Genomic DNA, 15,420 nt, shown 5'->3' on the forward strand with positions numbered 1-15,420 from the left:
GGGCGCGTTACTCACAGATGACGGTTGGCCAACCAGAGTAGGCCCAGCTCCAGGATTCTTGGACGGCTTCGCCGCTCGGTGGAGTTTTGGTGCGGTTGACGTCCACGGTAAAGCCACGGTCGCCACCGCTTTCGGAGATGCATTCCTCGTCGGTTGAACGAATCGTTGGCGAAGCAGTGAAGTTATACGGTTCCGACGTCGAGGTTGCGATGTCGTAGTAGTCCGAACCCCACAGCCGGGTGTGCACCTGGGAGCCGTCCAACCACATTTCCACGATCACCGGAGCATCGGTGTCGTTGGCCCAGCGGACATTGATCTGGCCTTCCCAGTAGGTCGATTCGCGGCCCTGCGGATAACGGTCGAACCACCGGGAGTGCGGTTTATGCTCCACGATGTCCATGCCGCCCAAGAAGCCTGCGTTATACGACATGGTGGCGATTTGCGACAGACCACCGCCCAGCGCCTCAGTAGTGACGCCGGACTCTACAACACCCGAGGAGTGGTAGCCATTGGCCGCGGTAATGGGAGCCAACAGGGCATTGAGGTTAAACTCATCGCCGGGCATAACCACGGTGCCGTTGACGCGTTGGGCACCGATTTCCAGGTTGGCGGTTCGCGGTCCGTCGGAAGCCGGGTACGGTGTCGCGTATTCGGCGACGACGTGGTTGACGTCCCAGGCCTCGGCTTCTTCCGTGGTGATCTCGGGTTCAACTTCGTGCAATTCAACACTGACGGAACGGGTTTGTTCGCCGTTCAGGTCAGCAAGAATTTCGTCGACGACTTGTTCTCCGTCAACTCCACGCCCAGAAGAGCCCGGGATGACTTCGGGAGAGGCTGACCCGGCAGAGCCGGTGAGTTCAATCGAGGCGTCCTGATTCGTGGACTCAAATTCATCACTGTTTTGCGCTAGCGCGTCCGTCAGTGTATCACCGTCCAGCGACAGCACTGGCGCATCCCCGTCTTCGCCCTCTTCGACGCGAACTTCCGCTGCCTCGCCCAGTTGCGCGGGGGTGAGCTGTGCGGTCGCATCGTCGGCGGTCACCGTATAAATGTCATCGACGAGTGGTTGTGCGGTGTCTGCAACGAACGTGTCCCACTGTTCTTGGCTGACGTTTGGGGCCACGGCTTCACCGGGCGCCTCCATCTCGGTTTCGCTACCCAACCAGTTGGCCGACAGATCGTTGGAAAGTTGTTCACTATCCACGGTGAAACCGTTGATCGGTTCCGAATAGTCCATGGATTCGCCCTCGTAGACCACTGAGCCTTCGGTCGGGTCGTAGGTCAGCTGCTCTGCCAGACCTGCGACTGCATCTTCTGCGGCTGCTTCGTCAACCGAGGTCGCCACGTCAACGTGGGCTTCACCAAAGATTCGCCCCCAGAGTTCAACTGGGTCAAATGTGAGTTCGGTCAGATCGTTGAGGGTGGCGTCGACGTCGTAGGAGTATCCGGCTTCGGCTGGCACGATGGAGGCCTCGGCGTCTGCTGCGCTGACCACGAGCTCGCGTTCAGCGCGGGCCGCAAGTTCTTCCTCGATCACCGGCGCGGCTTCGTCAACCGTTTTTCCAGAAACGTCTACACCCTCGACGGTCAGGGTCGCTGGAAGGTCGTTTTCAGTCGCAAATGCGACACCCACATACCCGATACCAAGCAGTAGCAGGAGCACGACAACAACCCACGGCCAACGACGGCGCTTCCGCTTGGCCTTCGGAGGGTCCTCGCTACCCGTCGAACCACCGCCGGCTGCCACCGGATGGATCATTTTGGTTTGTTCTGTGGGAGCTGGCGGATCATACGTTTCCGGTCCCTGAGGGGTCTCGACAGCCTCTTGCGGGTCGGTGTCCGGTTCGGCATCAGGCGTGTCGTCGTTCGCTTCGGGGTCCCGTTGATCACCCAGCGCTGCGATGCGCTGCAACATGCGGCTCTCTGCGTCGAGCTCGTTGTCGGTGGGTTCCGACGGATCAGGTTTTTTATCGTCAGCCATATGCTCTACTCATACAATATGACGGCGGAAATCCACTGCACCACCGCCCGGAATATATGCAACTGTTATACATGCCTGCATAACGAGCGCAAGTATCATCGTAACGCCCAAAACGTCAGTACTTAGAGCACACCGAGATATGTTGCTCAGCTAGACTTTTGGAGCGGCGTCAACGTTAGAAGTTGTCTTGTCATATTTATCGTTTCGACACCCGGAAATACTGAACTTACGCACGTTTTGATGAGCTCGAAGGAAACCCATGACGAATTCGTCTTCACCCGAACCGGTAGATCTTACCGATCCCGCAATCGAACCGTTACGCCTCCAGCAATTGGCGCAAACCCATCCGCACCTGTGGAATGACATTTTGCAGCACCCCAACGTGTACCCCGGTCTCGCCGACTGGATTCACGATCGCCAGGCCGAACAGGCCGCTGCTGCGCCGCAAACCCAGTACCCGGCCGAGGATGTTTCGCAGCATGTTGCGGACGACGAAACTTCCGTCGACGTCACAGCCGAGGAAACTGACGGCGAAATCGAGGACTTCCCTACTGAGGCTCCGACCGAGCAGCCTGCCCCGACCAATTCATGGTTCCAGCACCCGTCCCCAGAACAGTTCGAGCCGACAGAACAGCCCTACCAAGCTCCCGCAGCTGAAGAGCCGACACAGACTTTCGGCCAGGCACAGTGGGCACAACCGGCTGAACCATTGGCGCCACAGCAGCAGTTCAGCGCAACATCACCACAAGACAGCGGTCAGGTGAACCCCGGATACGGTCAGCCGTCCTACGGTTTTCCGCAGCAGCAAACTCCTGGATACCAGCAGCAGCCGCAGCAGTCCCAACCACAATTCGGTCAGCCGTACATGCGGCAGTCGCGCGGTGCGTCAAAAATTGACCTAAGCTCACGCAGCACCTGGGGACTGTTCATCGCCGGCGGTGCCGCATTTCTGGCGCTGTTCGGATTCTTCTTCAACCCTTCGGTAGCGCCAACCTCGGTGCTCGGGGTCTCGCATTTCAGCTCCGGTGGCTGGTTCTTGATGCTGCTGCTCATCGCCACCGTTGCTATGTCAGTCATTGATCTGCTGATGCCGAATCGGTGGACCCGCTATGCGTTCGTGGCGCTCGGCATTGGTACCGCATTCGCGTTGATTGGCCGGTACATGACCATCATGGGCATCCTGGACGGCTACCGCATAGGGTTCTCGCTGGTCTGGGTTATTTTCATGGCTATGGTCCTATTGGCCGGAACCATGGTCTACTTTGCTCCAGGGAGCTCGCAGGCCCAGCCGCGACCACAGCAACCACAACAGCCACCGCAGCAATTCCAACAGAACCAGCAATTTCAGCAGTACCAGCAGAACCCGCCGTTCAATCAGCCCGGCGGGTACCCACAGTCGGGACAGTTCCCGCAGGGTGGGTACGGTCAGGAGCCACAACAGTTTGGTGGCTACCAACCTCCCCAGCAACCAGGTTCACCGCAGTAACTGCGCTGACCGGCTAGCCTCGAGCAGAACTCGACGAACGGCGACGGTTCGAAGAACGCTGGCCGGTCCCTGCACGCGGGGTATTGCGTTGTCCGGAACGGCCCCGCTGTTGGCCGGAACGACCATTTCGTTGGCCACCGCCATTTCGTTCACCACCGCGACCTTTTGAGCCGGTCCGTTTGCCGCTTTGCGGCTGCGGTGCAGGGGTCGCGACGGCGAGTACCTGCTCCAGTTCCGCTGGTTCTAGGAACCTACGCTGTCCTGGCACCAGGTCCGTCAGCAATTCTTTGGACGCGCCGTCGGAGTGTACGGTTGGTGAAATTTTTGCGGCTTTCATCAACTGACGCACTTCGCCCTGGGCGTTGGTCGGGGCCATCGTGATCACGATCCCGGCTTGGCCCGCACGTGCCGTACGGCCCGAGCGGTGCAAATAGGCCTTGTGCTCAGCAGGCGGATCAGCGTGCACCACCAGTGCGACATCGTCCACGTGAATTCCGCGAGCCGCAATGTCGGTTGCGACCAAGGTCGTCGCCGAGCCCTCGTGGAAAGCATTGAGGTTACGGGTGCGTGCGTTCTGCGAGAGATTGCCGTGCAGCTCAAGGGCGGCCACGCCGCGCTGTCGCAGCTGTTTGGCAAGTCGTTTGGCGCCGTGTTTGGTACGGGTAAACACAATAGCCTGACCATCGGCGGCACAAATATTGGTGAGTGCCGTCAGCCGAGCATCACCGTCGACGGCGAGTACGTGGTGGTCCATTTTGGCCACCGGCGAGGTCGCGGAGTCGGCTTCGTGTACGACCGGGCTGTCGAGGTATTTTTTGACAAGGACGCCGACGCCAGCATCGAGTGTGGCGGAGAACAGCATTTTTTGGGCGCTTGGTGCTACCCGATCGAGAATGCGCCGAACCATCGGCAAGAATCCCATATCGGCCATGTGGTCGGCTTCGTCGATGATGAGGATCTCGATGCCGGAGAGGTCTACGTGGCCTTGTCCCATCAGATCCAGCAGTCGACCAGGGCAGGCAACAAGCACGTCAACGCCGCGCTGCAGCGCTTTGACCTGCGGGTTTTGGCCAACCCCACCGAAGATAGTGGTTGAGGAGAGACCGGTTGCTGAACCAAGTGGTTCAAATGACTCGGCGAGTTGCAGCGCAAGTTCGCGTGTTGGCGCGAGGACGAGGGAGCGAGGACGGCGCGCGGCTGGCGCCGGACCACCGGCTAAACGAGCCGCTGTTGGCAGCATGAAAGCGTAGGTTTTACCGGAACCGGTACGACCGCGCCCGAGTACGTCACGACCCGCCAAGGAATCCGGCAGGGTCGCAGCTTGAATGGGTGTTGGTGAAGTGATGCCGCGCGGCGCCAGAACCTCTGTCAGGTCGGCGGGTACGCCCAGTGCGGTGAAGCCCTGAGTACCGTTTGCGGGCATGGTGGAAGGACCGCCAGTATTGGCGGCATCTTGAATATTAGTCACGAAAAATGAATCCGTCCGGGTGGAAGAAAATACCCGGCCCTGGCACAGGCGGAAACGGCAATACAAAAGCAGCTTCAACGCGGTACTGGCCGGCACCGAATTACGTAGATCGCATCCGGCTGGCTGGTACTATCCTACTCCATACAACCTGATGCTCAGTACACGCACGTATTTGGCGCTCTCACCAGGTCATTCCAAGCCCGGTTATACCGGCGATCAACCCGGCCACGGCACCAATCAGCACCACTGCCCAGGCGGGCATTTTGGCAAACATCAGCAGGCTGAAACAGCCCAGCGCTATGATCAACGGTGCGATACCAGTGATGCCCGAGGTAATGACCGGAGTGGCCAGTGCTGCCGCTAAAATACCGACGACGGCGGCGTTCGCCCCGGCCATTCCCGCACGGATCACGGTGTTATTTCGCACGTCATTCCAGAATGGAAGGACCGCCAGCAGCAGCAATATGCCTGGCACAAACACCGCGATTAACGCAACGAGTGCAGCCAACCAGGCTGTCGACCCGTCACCCATTTCAAAGCCAAGATACGCTGCAAACGTGAATAACGGTCCGGGCACCGCTTGCGCAGCACCGTAGCCCGCCAGAAACTGATCTTGTGTCACGGCCGACGCGACGGCTGCTTCACCTTGTAAGAGCGGCAATACGACGTGGCCGCCACCAAAGACGAGGGCGCCAGCACGATAAAAGGCATCGGTAAGTCCGGTCCATGCATTGCCGGTTAGTGAGGCGATCACGGGAAGTCCCGCTAGCAGTAGACCGAAGACGACAGCGCAGCTGATGCCTACGCGACGAGAGACGCGAACTGCCAGCGGTTGTGAGTCTGCCTTCGTCAGGCCGCGGCACCATAGTAGGCCAGCACCGATGCCGGCAATAATCGCGATGAGTTGTCCGAAGTTGCCGGGGATAACGAGTGCGAGTACGACTGCAACGAGTCCGATCAGAATGCGACGTATATCTGGAGTCAGGTTCTTGGCCATACCCCACACCGCATGGGCAACGACAGCAACTGCCACAGCCTTGAGCCCGACGAGCAGGCCTTGTCCGATGGGTCCTTCGAGTGACACTGCTCCGATGGCAAACAGGACAAGAAGTAGTGCTGAGGGCAAGGTAAAGGCTGCCCAGGCAGCTAGTGCACCTAGGTAGCCCCCTCGGATGAGGCCGAGTGCGAAGCCAACCTGACTGGAGGCGGGGCCGGGTAGGAACTGACATAGCGCTACGAGTTGACCGTATTGCTGTTCGGTGACCCACTGGCGACGGGAGACCAGTTCATTGCGGAAGTATCCGAGGTGCGCAACGGGACCTCCGAAAGAAGTCACCCCGAGTTTCAAGAATGTACGAAATACCTCTGCCGACTTTAGCGCTGTGATGGCTGATCCTTCAGATGTTCATGGACATAGACAAACAACCAAAGCCTAGCAACTGTATTTGCATTGCGTGGGAAAACCTGCCTCAATTTACTAGACGCTACGAAGAGTTCACTCAATGACTCGGTGTGATTAGCCTGAAACCAGCTACGACCAGTAAGCGTTAGGCGGTGACCATTTCTGGCCACCGCCTCTCAGCTTCGCATTTTTAGGCTGTGTCAGCTGCTCCAGTGGAGGTTGCGGAGCAGTGGTTGGTAGGGGTCTAACCAGATGGCGGGCTGGAACCAGGTATGGCCGTGGTGTTTGCGGATCCGCCATTTTGAAGCGTCCTAGGTTTTGTTCCGATTGTGATACGGGGCTCAGGGCGTGAGCTTGGGTCATATGATAGTCGGCTTCAACTTCGGCCGGGGTCTGGTACTCCAGCGCTTCGTGCAAGCGGTTCGTGTTCCACCAATGGACCCAGTTCATCGTCTGGAATGCCACTTCAGTAGCTGAAGGCCAGGCGGGGCGAGCATAGATCAATTCGGTCGACGACCAAGAATATAGAACTCGTACCAATGTTGGAAGCCGAAGAAATTGCCACCAACGGTATTGCCGCAACTACTACATCTGGCGACAGGCTGCGCGTTGGTAAATCTTCCTTCATCGCCGAAGTTGTGCCTGCCTTTGAGCCCTTGGAACTCACCGCTGGTGAAACGGCCGTCTATGTCTCCCACAATGATGAGTTACTGGGCATCATCGTACTGGCAGATCCGCTACGTGAAACCTCTGGGGCCACGTTGGCGTGGCTATCAGCCCATGGTGTCACCGACATGGTCATGGTCACTGGTGACACTGAAAGTACAGCCCAAGCCATTGCTCGAGACGTTGGGTTGAGATCACACCAGGTGCACGCGTCCCTGACGCCCACCGATAAGGTCGACATCGTAAAGCAACTGCCGGCACCTACACTCATGGTCGCTGACGGCATCAACGATGCGCCGATTTTAGCTACCGCCGATGTCGGTATTGCTATGGGTGCCAGGGGCGCGACTGCAGCTTCCGAATCCGCTGATGCCGTGATTACATCGGAGAACTTTTCTGCCCTGGCCGATGTCGTGCATATTTCAAAGCGAACCGTAAACATCGCGCTGCAATCAATCTGGTTTGGTATAGCGGTTTCCGTTGGACTGATGAGTATTGCCGCCTTCGGCTATCTACCAGCGACCATCGGTGCACTGATGCAAGAAGTTGTTGATGTTGTTGCGATCATCATTGCACTGCGAGCGTTACGCCTCCACCGAGAGTTGCCATCGACCAATATGAGCACATCACCCCAAAAGCTACAGCGCCAGATGCTCGGCTCTGCCGCTGCGAGAGTGAAAAGAGAAAAATGATGAATACTGCGCAAGCCCGACCTAGAAAAATCCTGGATCCAAGCCGTAGGTGAGCCTCAATGTCAGGCCAAACTGCTCAAAAGCATACGCCAGTTTCGGCCTGCTAGTCTTTTCGAGTAGGTTGCTGGACCCGCCGGACGAGCCAGTACGCAGCGTCATGCTGGAGCTCCCTGAACGTCGCTACGACACCGCCCTGACGGTGTTCTCTGCGCGCAATACGCCAAGAAAGATTGGCATCAGTGTCTTGGCTCAGGTGTTCACACCGATGCCAATATGGATCGGCTCGTGCACAACACTATCCGGGTCGAACCTGAAGTTAGAATATGAGCGAACATACCGCCATGACCGGTACCGCAACCGGCTTCAAATGGCGTCAAGGCGTCGTTCTCATCGAACTGTATATTCAATTTTTCCGTCAGATAAGTTCTAAATCTTCCAGTACATCGAGTTACCTGGCCATAGCCCAAAGATTCCAGGGCAGGATCGCAACTATTTAAACTCAACTGAGACCGCTTTTGTATTCTGGAACAACCCCGATCGACGAGGTCGGTAGCATCGAGTGTGTCGTTAACGACACTTATTGGCACGCGTTCTTAGGCGGCTGCTTTCGAAGAGGCTTGGCGAGCTTCGCGGGCGGAGGCGACGTCATGGGCTATCACAACGATGTGTTGCAGACTTGAAATCAGTGCCCCATAGGTAGGCCAGCTGATATTTGGCAGATGCTCTGCCTCAGACATCTTCGATGCCAGGGAAGTCAGACGGTCGCGCTCAGTCTCTACGGTGCCTTCAGGGTCTGCAATGGCCACACCCACATCATGGGCGATTGCAACCCAGCCCTCGCGGAATTCGGTATCCCATTCGCTGATATCGTAGGCGGCTTCCCAAAGAGTCCGGGTCAGGTTACGCAGATGAGAGATACCCTCATCGACGCGGTTGAGGATGTCTTCGTAGCTGATGATCTCTTGTTGGGGTCCTTGCCGCTGTCTGAAGATTGCCCTGGGGTTTTTTCGCTGACTTTCTCTGGCTAACCGAACGGTTTGCCACGCGGAGTTTAATTCGGCACTCATCGATTCAGTTTCTTTGAGCCAGTCTTCAGCGCTGTCCGTATCCCACTGTTCAGCAAACTCATCGGCCATATCCACTAAGACGGCGCCCATACGCCGATTAATACTATCGACATACCGGGCAGCTTGTTGGTCTTTCAGTGGTGGGATGACCAGCAGGTTCACTACGACGCCGATCCCTACCCCTAGTAGCAATTCTATGAACCGTTCGGCGAACATGGGATCGTCTGCGGTGAAAATAAAGATGGCTGTGGTAGCAATAGCTACCCCTTCGTCCCGAATCCACGAAATGCGGGCTCCAAATAATCCCACGAGCAATGCCAACGCAAACGTCCAGATATTGACGCCAAGGAATTGCATGACAACAAACGCTAAGCCCATGCCTACGGTGGAAGATACTACGGTTTGTGCACCGCGCGATAGCGAACGGTGCACTGTGGCATGAACCGTCAAAAGGGCTGTCCACGGGGCCATGAACGCTACTTCTGAATGCAGTACACCAACAGAAATGGCCCACGCGGAGGTGCCGGCTACGACTGCTTTGATGGTCAGTAGTAGATCGGAAGTGGTTTCGGGGCTCCTGAACCAGCGCAGGAAGCGTCCGTGCCGTGATTGTCCCTCCAGGTCCATATAGCGCGTTGAGTTGGCGGCTCTGGACGATAAACCGGCCGACGTGCGTTCTGAGATCATCAACAGTCCTCTCTGTTGGCAATGCTATGGAGCCAGACAGTGCATACAGGTACGCGTCTGTCCTGTTTCGTTGCTGGGTACAACAACTGTACTGTAAGCGTCTAGGCGATATTCGTTGCGTGATCCTAGGGCGGTTGTGGGCCCCACTGCGACCCGGAAAGATGGTGGATCGACGTGGGGCCGCCAGGGTGGTGCGTGTGGAGGGTGGGGTTATGTTTCCCGCCGCATGATTATCTGCGGGGACGCTAGGGAACTAGCACGGTGGCTCCGTGACGGCGATCCAATCAAACTCCTCTTCGCTGTCCCGCCCAGCAGGAGACGCGGGATCGGTCATCAGTGAGGGCATATCCTTGTTGAGTTTGATCATAGTGCCTCCTGTTCGTTGAGTTTCAGCTGATTATGGTGTGATCGCTTGTTGTTGGCTCCCACCGTCATTGACCTCAATCTTACGTGGCTTGGCAGACTCGGCCACAGGAATCTCAAGCGCCAGTACCCCAGCGTCATAATTCGCCGTGATCTGATCGGTATCTAGGTTGTCGCCGAGCACGAGTTGTCGACTGAAGGTGCCGCGGGGACGCTCTGCTGCAAGGCGTTCCTTATTGTCATCAAGCCGTGGACGTTCGGCTTTTACTGTCACAACATTCCGCTCGACATCCAAATCAATACTGGAGGCATCAACTCCGGGCAGGTCAAACTCGACGTGGAAGGTGTCACCCTCACGCCAAGCGTCCATTGGCATCACGGTGGGACGAGCGGCTGTCCCGTTACCGCCAAGGATCTGCTGGGTGAGACGGTCAAATTCACGAAATGGATCGGTACGCATCAGCATCTTCGCTTCCCTTTCTCTGTTGAACTTTACCGGAAATCTATAGCGTCCGGTATATATTTGTTATAGCATGGCATGTGAAACGACGCAAGGGGTGTGGATGAAAAAATCAGAACGCTTCGAAGACAGCGATGAACACAGAGCCGTGTACACGATTTCAGTTGCAGCTGAGATCGTGGGTGCTGGCGTGCAGACGCTGCGACTGTATGAGACTCGTGGCTTAGTGGATCCCGCCCGCACCGCCGGCGGAACACGGCGTTACAGTCGCAGTGACATTGAGCGTCTACACCGTGTTCTGGCGTTGATCGATTCCGGCCTGAACCTCGCTGGTGTTGAGATGGTACTCAATTTGCAAGACGAAAATGCGAAGCTTCGATCCCAACGAAAGGAGCAGACATGATGTCGCAACGCAAGCATCCGAAACTGGAAGTACCCAAAGAGGAACTGGCCGAGCAAGTCTACTCTGATGAGCATGAAGATGACGAACAACTGGCACCATTAGCTACGCGCGCTACCTCGGTGAGCGAATTCGATTGGATCGAACAACAACAAAACGTACCGATAGACGACAAGGAGCAGGAAAGGTAGACGAAAAAGGATCGCCGGCCAAGCTGACCGGCGGCCATCTTCGTAGGCAGGTATTTAAAAGAAGCCCTGTGAGTGTTCGTGGTAGGACACCAGCAGGTTCTTCGTAGAAGCAGTTCGATCGCCTCTGGTGTTCGGACTGACCAGAAGCCGCCGCGCCAAGCTACACACACCAAATGAAGTGAACAATCACAGAGCTACTAATGCTGAGCAGGCATGGCCCGTAAAGAAGGGTATACGATCCTTGACACGCTTGCGCGTGGCAGGCGCCATCCGTAATTTGACCTGTGAACCTTTGGCAAAATAGAAACCATAACCCAGCAACTCTGCAGAGGATGCTGGTTTCACTGATGACTTTGCCCGATTCACCTTCAACCGCAACGAGTCTTCTAAGAAGCGTGTCGCCACGTCTAAAACTCGATAGGCAGCCCGTTTTGATTTCACGAATACCCGAAGATCGTCAGCATATCTGACAAACCGGTGACCGCGAGACCAAAACAGTTGATCGAAATCATCTAACAAAATGTTCGATAGTAGCGGAGACAAGGGAGAACCCTGTGGGGTACCCTCGTCAGTTGCTTGCACGACGCCATCGGCCATGATCCCCGCCTCAAGATAGGCACGGATCAGCTTCAACAGTCGTGTGTCCTCTACTTTGCGCGCGATTCTGGCCATGAGCATGTCATGATTGACCCGGTCAAAGAACGAATCCAGATCCACCTCGACTACCCATCGATACCCCTGCTGAATGACCGTTTTGGCCACCACCACAGCATCCAGGGCAGACCGATGCGGCCTAAACCCATACGAGACCGGAACAAAACCCGGATCAAAGATCGGGACCAGTACTTGCGCGATTGCTTGTTGGATCAGACGATCCGCCACACTGGGCACACCAAGTCGTCGCTGGCCGCCATCAGGTTTTGGGATCATCACCTGAGCCACCGGCAACGGCCGATACACCCCCGCATCTAAGCGTTCCCGAATATCCACCCAATGTTGTTCCAGCCAATCCCGCAACTCATGCACGGGCAGCCCATCAACACCGGGGGGCACCCTTGTTTTGCTCGACACGTTTCAACGCACCCAGCAGATTCGCCTGCGAAAACACACGTTCCCACAAACTGACCTGCTGAGCCTCGATATGTTCATCCACATCCGCCGGATCAAGACGACTACGCACAGACAAGGGCCCTCCCGTATGCACCGGTCCCTCCAACTTGTACTGCTCACTTCTCTCATCAGTGATTTACTGCGATCAACATCCAATCACGAGGATCATGACTGCTTGCATATCAAACACAGCGTTTGGCCCTTCTCTACCATTTGTAGCCGGTGGGACACTTGCGTGGACACCAAACCGATCCCTGGCAGGTACTACGACCGCTGCTGACTTCTACCCCATCAACCACAACCTCACAGCCATGATCGCCCCACCGATATTCTGGTGGCGCACTAAGGCAGACCTCCCCGGATAAGAACACGTACTTTCTCTTAGCTCCCGCCGCATTTACACACAGACCGTCTTGATGGAACGGGCATCACCATCTTTTGCTGGCTGACCCCAGACTGCATGCCTGATGCGATTCGTGTACCTCGGTGCCAAGATTTGCCAACCGGCTTCCTCTCCACCACACCTCACGATGCAGCAGTTGCCATCGGCTAGGAGTTAAACCATCTTCTCCTCCAGAGGACTTTCACCCCCAAGTAGATGCCCATGCCGGGCGTACAAAACAGCGGCCTTGCCCGCTCTCAGGCAAGGCCGCTGCTATAACTCGGCTCAAATAATGACTACATCGGGAGCGTAAAAGCAGCTCGCGGACATCAGCGTTCCGATACCTCGGTCGCTGCTCCCCTCGACTTTCTCCGAGTGATGAGCACCAGATTGACAGCCATGCACGCAAAGATCACGAAGCCAAGGTATCCGAGCAACGGATAAACTTGATTGACCAGCTCTGTAAAGCCGACGAACCCGAGAGCGAAGGCAACGATTCCACCCACCAGTGCCGCAATTTTGAACCGAGTTGTGTCGACTTCGAAGAACCGTGCGGTGAAGGTATACAGCATCGGCACGGCGGTATTGAAGATCATCGCCAGCAGGAGTATCGCGATAACGAGACCGACGACCGGACTCACGTCATTAGCAATCGTCAGCATTGGCATTTCGGCTCCAATAAGCTCGTCGACGTTAAAGTACATGGCCAAGTTGATAACCAACGCGATAACGCCTAGGACCACTCCCCCCAGGATGGCCCCTCGCTTAGCTGCCTTATGGTCCTGCTCGGTGGCGCCCATGATCGCAAGAATGCTGACGGATAGCGCCACATTAAAGGACACGTGCAGGAACGCACTCAGTAGCCAGTGCGATGAGGCTAGTTGCTCCTGAGTCGCAGACACTGCTTCGAGATCGACACCACTGGTATCGGCCGTCAGAACAGCATAGAGTGCCAGGGCAACTATGACCGCGAATGCAAACGGTGCAATTGAGCTGATCACGTTCAAGACTCGGCGCAGACTGAGCAACAGGGCGAGCACAATCAGGATGGCCATCAGTGCATAGCCGATGGACGGGGACATGCCGAACTGCTGTTGGAAGAGCGAGCCACTGCCGGCGACCATAATGACGGCGACCCCGAACAGGAAGAAGGTGAGCAGCAGATCGATGACGAAGCCCAGGTACTTCCCAGCGATATGGTAGATCACGCTCTTATGCGATTGCGCCTTCACACGTTTACCCAACACCACGAGGTAGTAGCCCAACAACGGATACAACACCACGGTGACGAGTGTCCCGAGGATCCCTAACCAGCCATACCCGGTGTAGAACTGCAGCACTTCCTGGCCGGAGGCGAAGCCTGCCCCGATGATCGTGCCGATGTATACCCCGGCAACGCGAAGAGTATCTTTCATGACGTTGTCCTTACCACCCTTATGCTCGAGTTAATCCCATCCTCTCAGTGTGACAGCTCACAAAAGGCTGGGTTACGGAACGACGCGCTGACCGACCCAGCCGCCAACCTCACGATGGAATTGCCACCTCTAATGGGGGCCGGCCAGATCGAGCCAATCAAGGTGTTCAAGATCGACCCGAATCCACGCGAAACGTTGAAACGCTGTGCCCGGGTCCTCAACACGCTCGGCTGTCTCATCCACAGCCTCACCCGGTATGCCGGCCGTTGCATAGAGCTCTCGACTATGTGGCGCCAAGGCTTCCCAGGCAGTGAGCCGTTCGGCGTCGTCGGCAATCACTGCTTTCCCTTGGATACGTAACTGCACAGAACCGTCTTGTAAGGTCAGGGCCACTTGTGGGTGCTCCTGAATTTCGTCGACCTTATCTGAATGCACGTTCGTGGCAAAGTAGATGCGCGCCGGTGCTGGCTGGAATTTGCGCAGAATAATAGCGCGCGCCCTGGGCCCGCCCCCGACGCCAATGGTTGCGAGGATGCCCAGGGTAAAACCGGTACCTTCTGACGTTGCATCGCCCAATGCCTGCCAGATCCGATCGAGCACATAGGTCATGACGTTAGAACCATGCGTCAGCTAGCAGTTTCAGGGAATGATCACCGACGGCCGGGTCATACGTATAGGTCACCGTAATGAGTTCATCGGCGTCGGTCCGTTCGACGAATTTCTCGAGTTGAGTTCGAACTGTTTGCGGCGCGCCCACGGCTTTGATGCTGAGCATCGGGTTGCCGCTCGAGCCCAGCTGGGCCGGATCAACCGGTGGTTGTAACAGACGACGCTGGCCGGTCTGAATATCCTGGAACATCTGTTCGATCACCGTGTATTCGCGCTGCGCTTCGGCATCCGTATCGGCAACCAAAACATTGATTCCGGCCATGACATACGGTTTTTCCAGCTGGGCGGTTGGGGCCTCTGCGCTGAATGAATCGCGGTAGACCTGAATCGCCTGGTCCAACTGATCCGGCGCGAAGTGCGAGGCGACTGAGAACGGCAGGCCCAGTTGGCCGGCAATCGATGCGCCGTTAACCGTGGAGCCCAGCACCCAGATTGGCACATTCATCCCGGCCGAAACAGCGGAAACGATCGGCGCACTATACGACGTACCCTTGTCACTGAACCAACCCTGCAGATCATAAATACTCTGGGCAAAAGCCTGCGGTTCGGCAGATGAGCGGCTCAGCGCCTGCGCCGTCATCATATCGGTGCCCGGAGCGCGCCCCAGGCCCAGATCAATGCGATCCCCGTGCATATTCGTCAGGGTGCCATACTGTTCGGCCACCATGAGTGGTGCGTGGTTTGGTAGCATGACACCGCCAGAACCCAGGCGGATCTTTTCGGTGTTCTCGGCGGCCTGCGATATCAGCAGCGCGGTCGAGCTGGCCGCCAGGTTCGGGGTGTTGTGGTGCTCGGCGAACCACAAACGGTGATAGCCCAGCTCATCGGCGAGTTGAGCGGACTTCATCGAGGCTTTGATGGCGTCCCGAGCGGTGGAACCCTCGGAAATTGAGACGAGATCTAGAATACTCAGTGGGACTGACAATGCCGGTTGTCCTTTCATACGGTGCGATTGCCGCTTAGCCTATCGGACCGCCCAGC

16 protein-coding genes are annotated in these 15,420 nt (G+C 56.8%); 6 read left to right on the forward strand and 10 right to left on the reverse strand.

Features of this window, described 5'->3' with window-relative positions; genetic code table 11:
- Positions 1-7: 7 nt before the first annotated feature.
- The gene (locus tag G583_RS0104605) at positions 8-1,981 is read right to left on the reverse strand and encodes a VanW family protein (protein WP_022870021.1); all 1,974 of its coding nucleotides are present in this window, start codon (positions 1,979-1,981) and stop codon (positions 8-10) included.
- Between the two features lie 259 nt (positions 1,982-2,240).
- On the opposite strand from G583_RS0104605, the gene G583_RS0104610 reads away from it, so the two are divergent.
- Complete coding sequence (locus G583_RS0104610; RefSeq protein WP_022870022.1) at positions 2,241-3,467, forward strand: variant leucine-rich repeat-containing protein; 1,227 nt, start codon at positions 2,241-2,243, stop codon at positions 3,465-3,467.
- Between the two features lie 13 nt (positions 3,468-3,480).
- Here G583_RS0104610 and G583_RS14360 read toward each other — a convergent pair whose 3' ends face one another.
- From G583_RS14360 to G583_RS17100, 3 genes are all read right to left on the reverse strand, one after another.
- Positions 3,481-4,935, reverse strand: coding sequence for a DEAD/DEAH box helicase (locus G583_RS14360; RefSeq protein WP_022870023.1), 1,455 nt, complete (start codon positions 4,933-4,935; stop codon positions 3,481-3,483).
- 181 nt (positions 4,936-5,116) lie between these two features.
- Positions 5,117-6,322, reverse strand: coding sequence for a chromate efflux transporter (gene chrA / locus G583_RS0104620; RefSeq protein WP_029629265.1), 1,206 nt, complete (start codon positions 6,320-6,322; stop codon positions 5,117-5,119).
- A 144-nt stretch (positions 6,323-6,466) separates the two neighbouring features.
- A complete protein-coding gene (locus tag G583_RS17100; RefSeq protein ID WP_156832044.1) occupies positions 6,467-6,919 on the reverse strand; it encodes an integrase core domain-containing protein in 453 nt (150 codons plus the stop codon).
- On the opposite strand from G583_RS17100, the gene G583_RS14370 reads away from it, so the two are divergent.
- On the forward strand, positions 6,877-7,695 hold the full coding sequence (locus G583_RS14370) for an HAD-IC family P-type ATPase (protein ID WP_022870026.1): 819 nt from the start codon (positions 6,877-6,879) through the stop codon (positions 7,693-7,695). The two genes, G583_RS17100 and G583_RS14370, sit on opposite strands and share 43 nt — an antisense overlap.
- A gap of 323 nt (positions 7,696-8,018) precedes the next feature.
- Positions 8,019-8,192, forward strand: a complete 174-nt coding sequence (locus tag G583_RS16695; RefSeq protein ID WP_156832045.1) for a hypothetical protein — start codon at positions 8,019-8,021, stop codon at positions 8,190-8,192.
- Positions 8,193-8,288: 96 nt separating this feature from the next.
- Here the strand turns inward: G583_RS16695 and G583_RS0104640 are convergent, their stop codons facing one another.
- Both G583_RS0104640 and G583_RS0104650 read right to left on the reverse strand, forming a co-directional pair.
- The gene (locus tag G583_RS0104640; RefSeq protein ID WP_022870028.1) at positions 8,289-9,449 is read right to left on the reverse strand and encodes an FUSC family protein; all 1,161 of its coding nucleotides are present in this window, start codon (positions 9,447-9,449) and stop codon (positions 8,289-8,291) included.
- 397 nt (positions 9,450-9,846) lie between these two features.
- On the reverse strand, positions 9,847-10,278 hold the full coding sequence (locus tag G583_RS0104650; RefSeq protein WP_022870030.1) for an Hsp20/alpha crystallin family protein: 432 nt from the start codon (positions 10,276-10,278) through the stop codon (positions 9,847-9,849).
- Positions 10,279-10,375: 97 nt separating this feature from the next.
- Here G583_RS0104650 and G583_RS0104655 point away from each other — a divergent pair, with 97 nt between their 5' ends.
- Together G583_RS0104655 and G583_RS0104660 are read left to right on the forward strand one after the other, a co-directional pair.
- The gene (locus G583_RS0104655; RefSeq protein WP_022870031.1) at positions 10,376-10,675 is read left to right on the forward strand and encodes a MerR family transcriptional regulator; all 300 of its coding nucleotides are present in this window, start codon (positions 10,376-10,378) and stop codon (positions 10,673-10,675) included.
- Positions 10,672-10,863 carry a hypothetical protein gene (locus tag G583_RS0104660; RefSeq protein WP_022870032.1) on the forward strand — a complete coding sequence of 64 codons (192 nt, stop codon included), beginning with the start codon at positions 10,672-10,674 and terminating at the stop codon, positions 10,861-10,863. The genes G583_RS0104655 and G583_RS0104660 overlap by 4 nt, the downstream gene beginning before the upstream one ends.
- Before the next feature lie 186 nt (positions 10,864-11,049).
- Here the strand turns inward: G583_RS0104660 and ltrA are convergent, their stop codons facing one another.
- Complete coding sequence (ltrA, locus tag G583_RS14375; RefSeq protein ID WP_245540572.1) at positions 11,050-11,934, reverse strand: group II intron reverse transcriptase/maturase; 885 nt, start codon at positions 11,932-11,934, stop codon at positions 11,050-11,052.
- 206 nt (positions 11,935-12,140) lie between these two features.
- Between ltrA and G583_RS16700 the strand changes: the two genes are divergently transcribed.
- Positions 12,141-12,338, forward strand: coding sequence for a hypothetical protein (locus tag G583_RS16700; RefSeq protein ID WP_156832046.1), 198 nt, complete (start codon positions 12,141-12,143; stop codon positions 12,336-12,338).
- 346 nt (positions 12,339-12,684) lie between these two features.
- On the opposite strand, the gene G583_RS0104670 is transcribed toward G583_RS16700, so the two are convergent.
- From G583_RS0104670 to G583_RS0104680, 3 genes are all read right to left on the reverse strand, one after another.
- Positions 12,685-13,770, reverse strand: coding sequence for a YkvI family membrane protein (locus G583_RS0104670; protein ID WP_022870033.1), 1,086 nt, complete (start codon positions 13,768-13,770; stop codon positions 12,685-12,687).
- A 129-nt stretch (positions 13,771-13,899) separates the two neighbouring features.
- Positions 13,900-14,379: a pyridoxamine 5'-phosphate oxidase family protein gene (locus G583_RS16240; protein ID WP_022870034.1), complete on the reverse strand. Its 480-nt coding sequence runs from the start codon at positions 14,377-14,379 to the stop codon at positions 13,900-13,902.
- 4 nt (positions 14,380-14,383) lie between these two features.
- Positions 14,384-15,364: an LLM class flavin-dependent oxidoreductase gene (locus G583_RS0104680; RefSeq protein WP_022870035.1), complete on the reverse strand. Its 981-nt coding sequence runs from the start codon at positions 15,362-15,364 to the stop codon at positions 14,384-14,386.
- Positions 15,365-15,420: the final 56 nt, after the last annotated feature.

It is taken from the genome of Yaniella halotolerans DSM 15476, from assembly GCF_000420805.1.
Classification (GTDB): domain Bacteria; phylum Actinomycetota; class Actinomycetes; order Actinomycetales; family Micrococcaceae; genus Yaniella; species Yaniella halotolerans.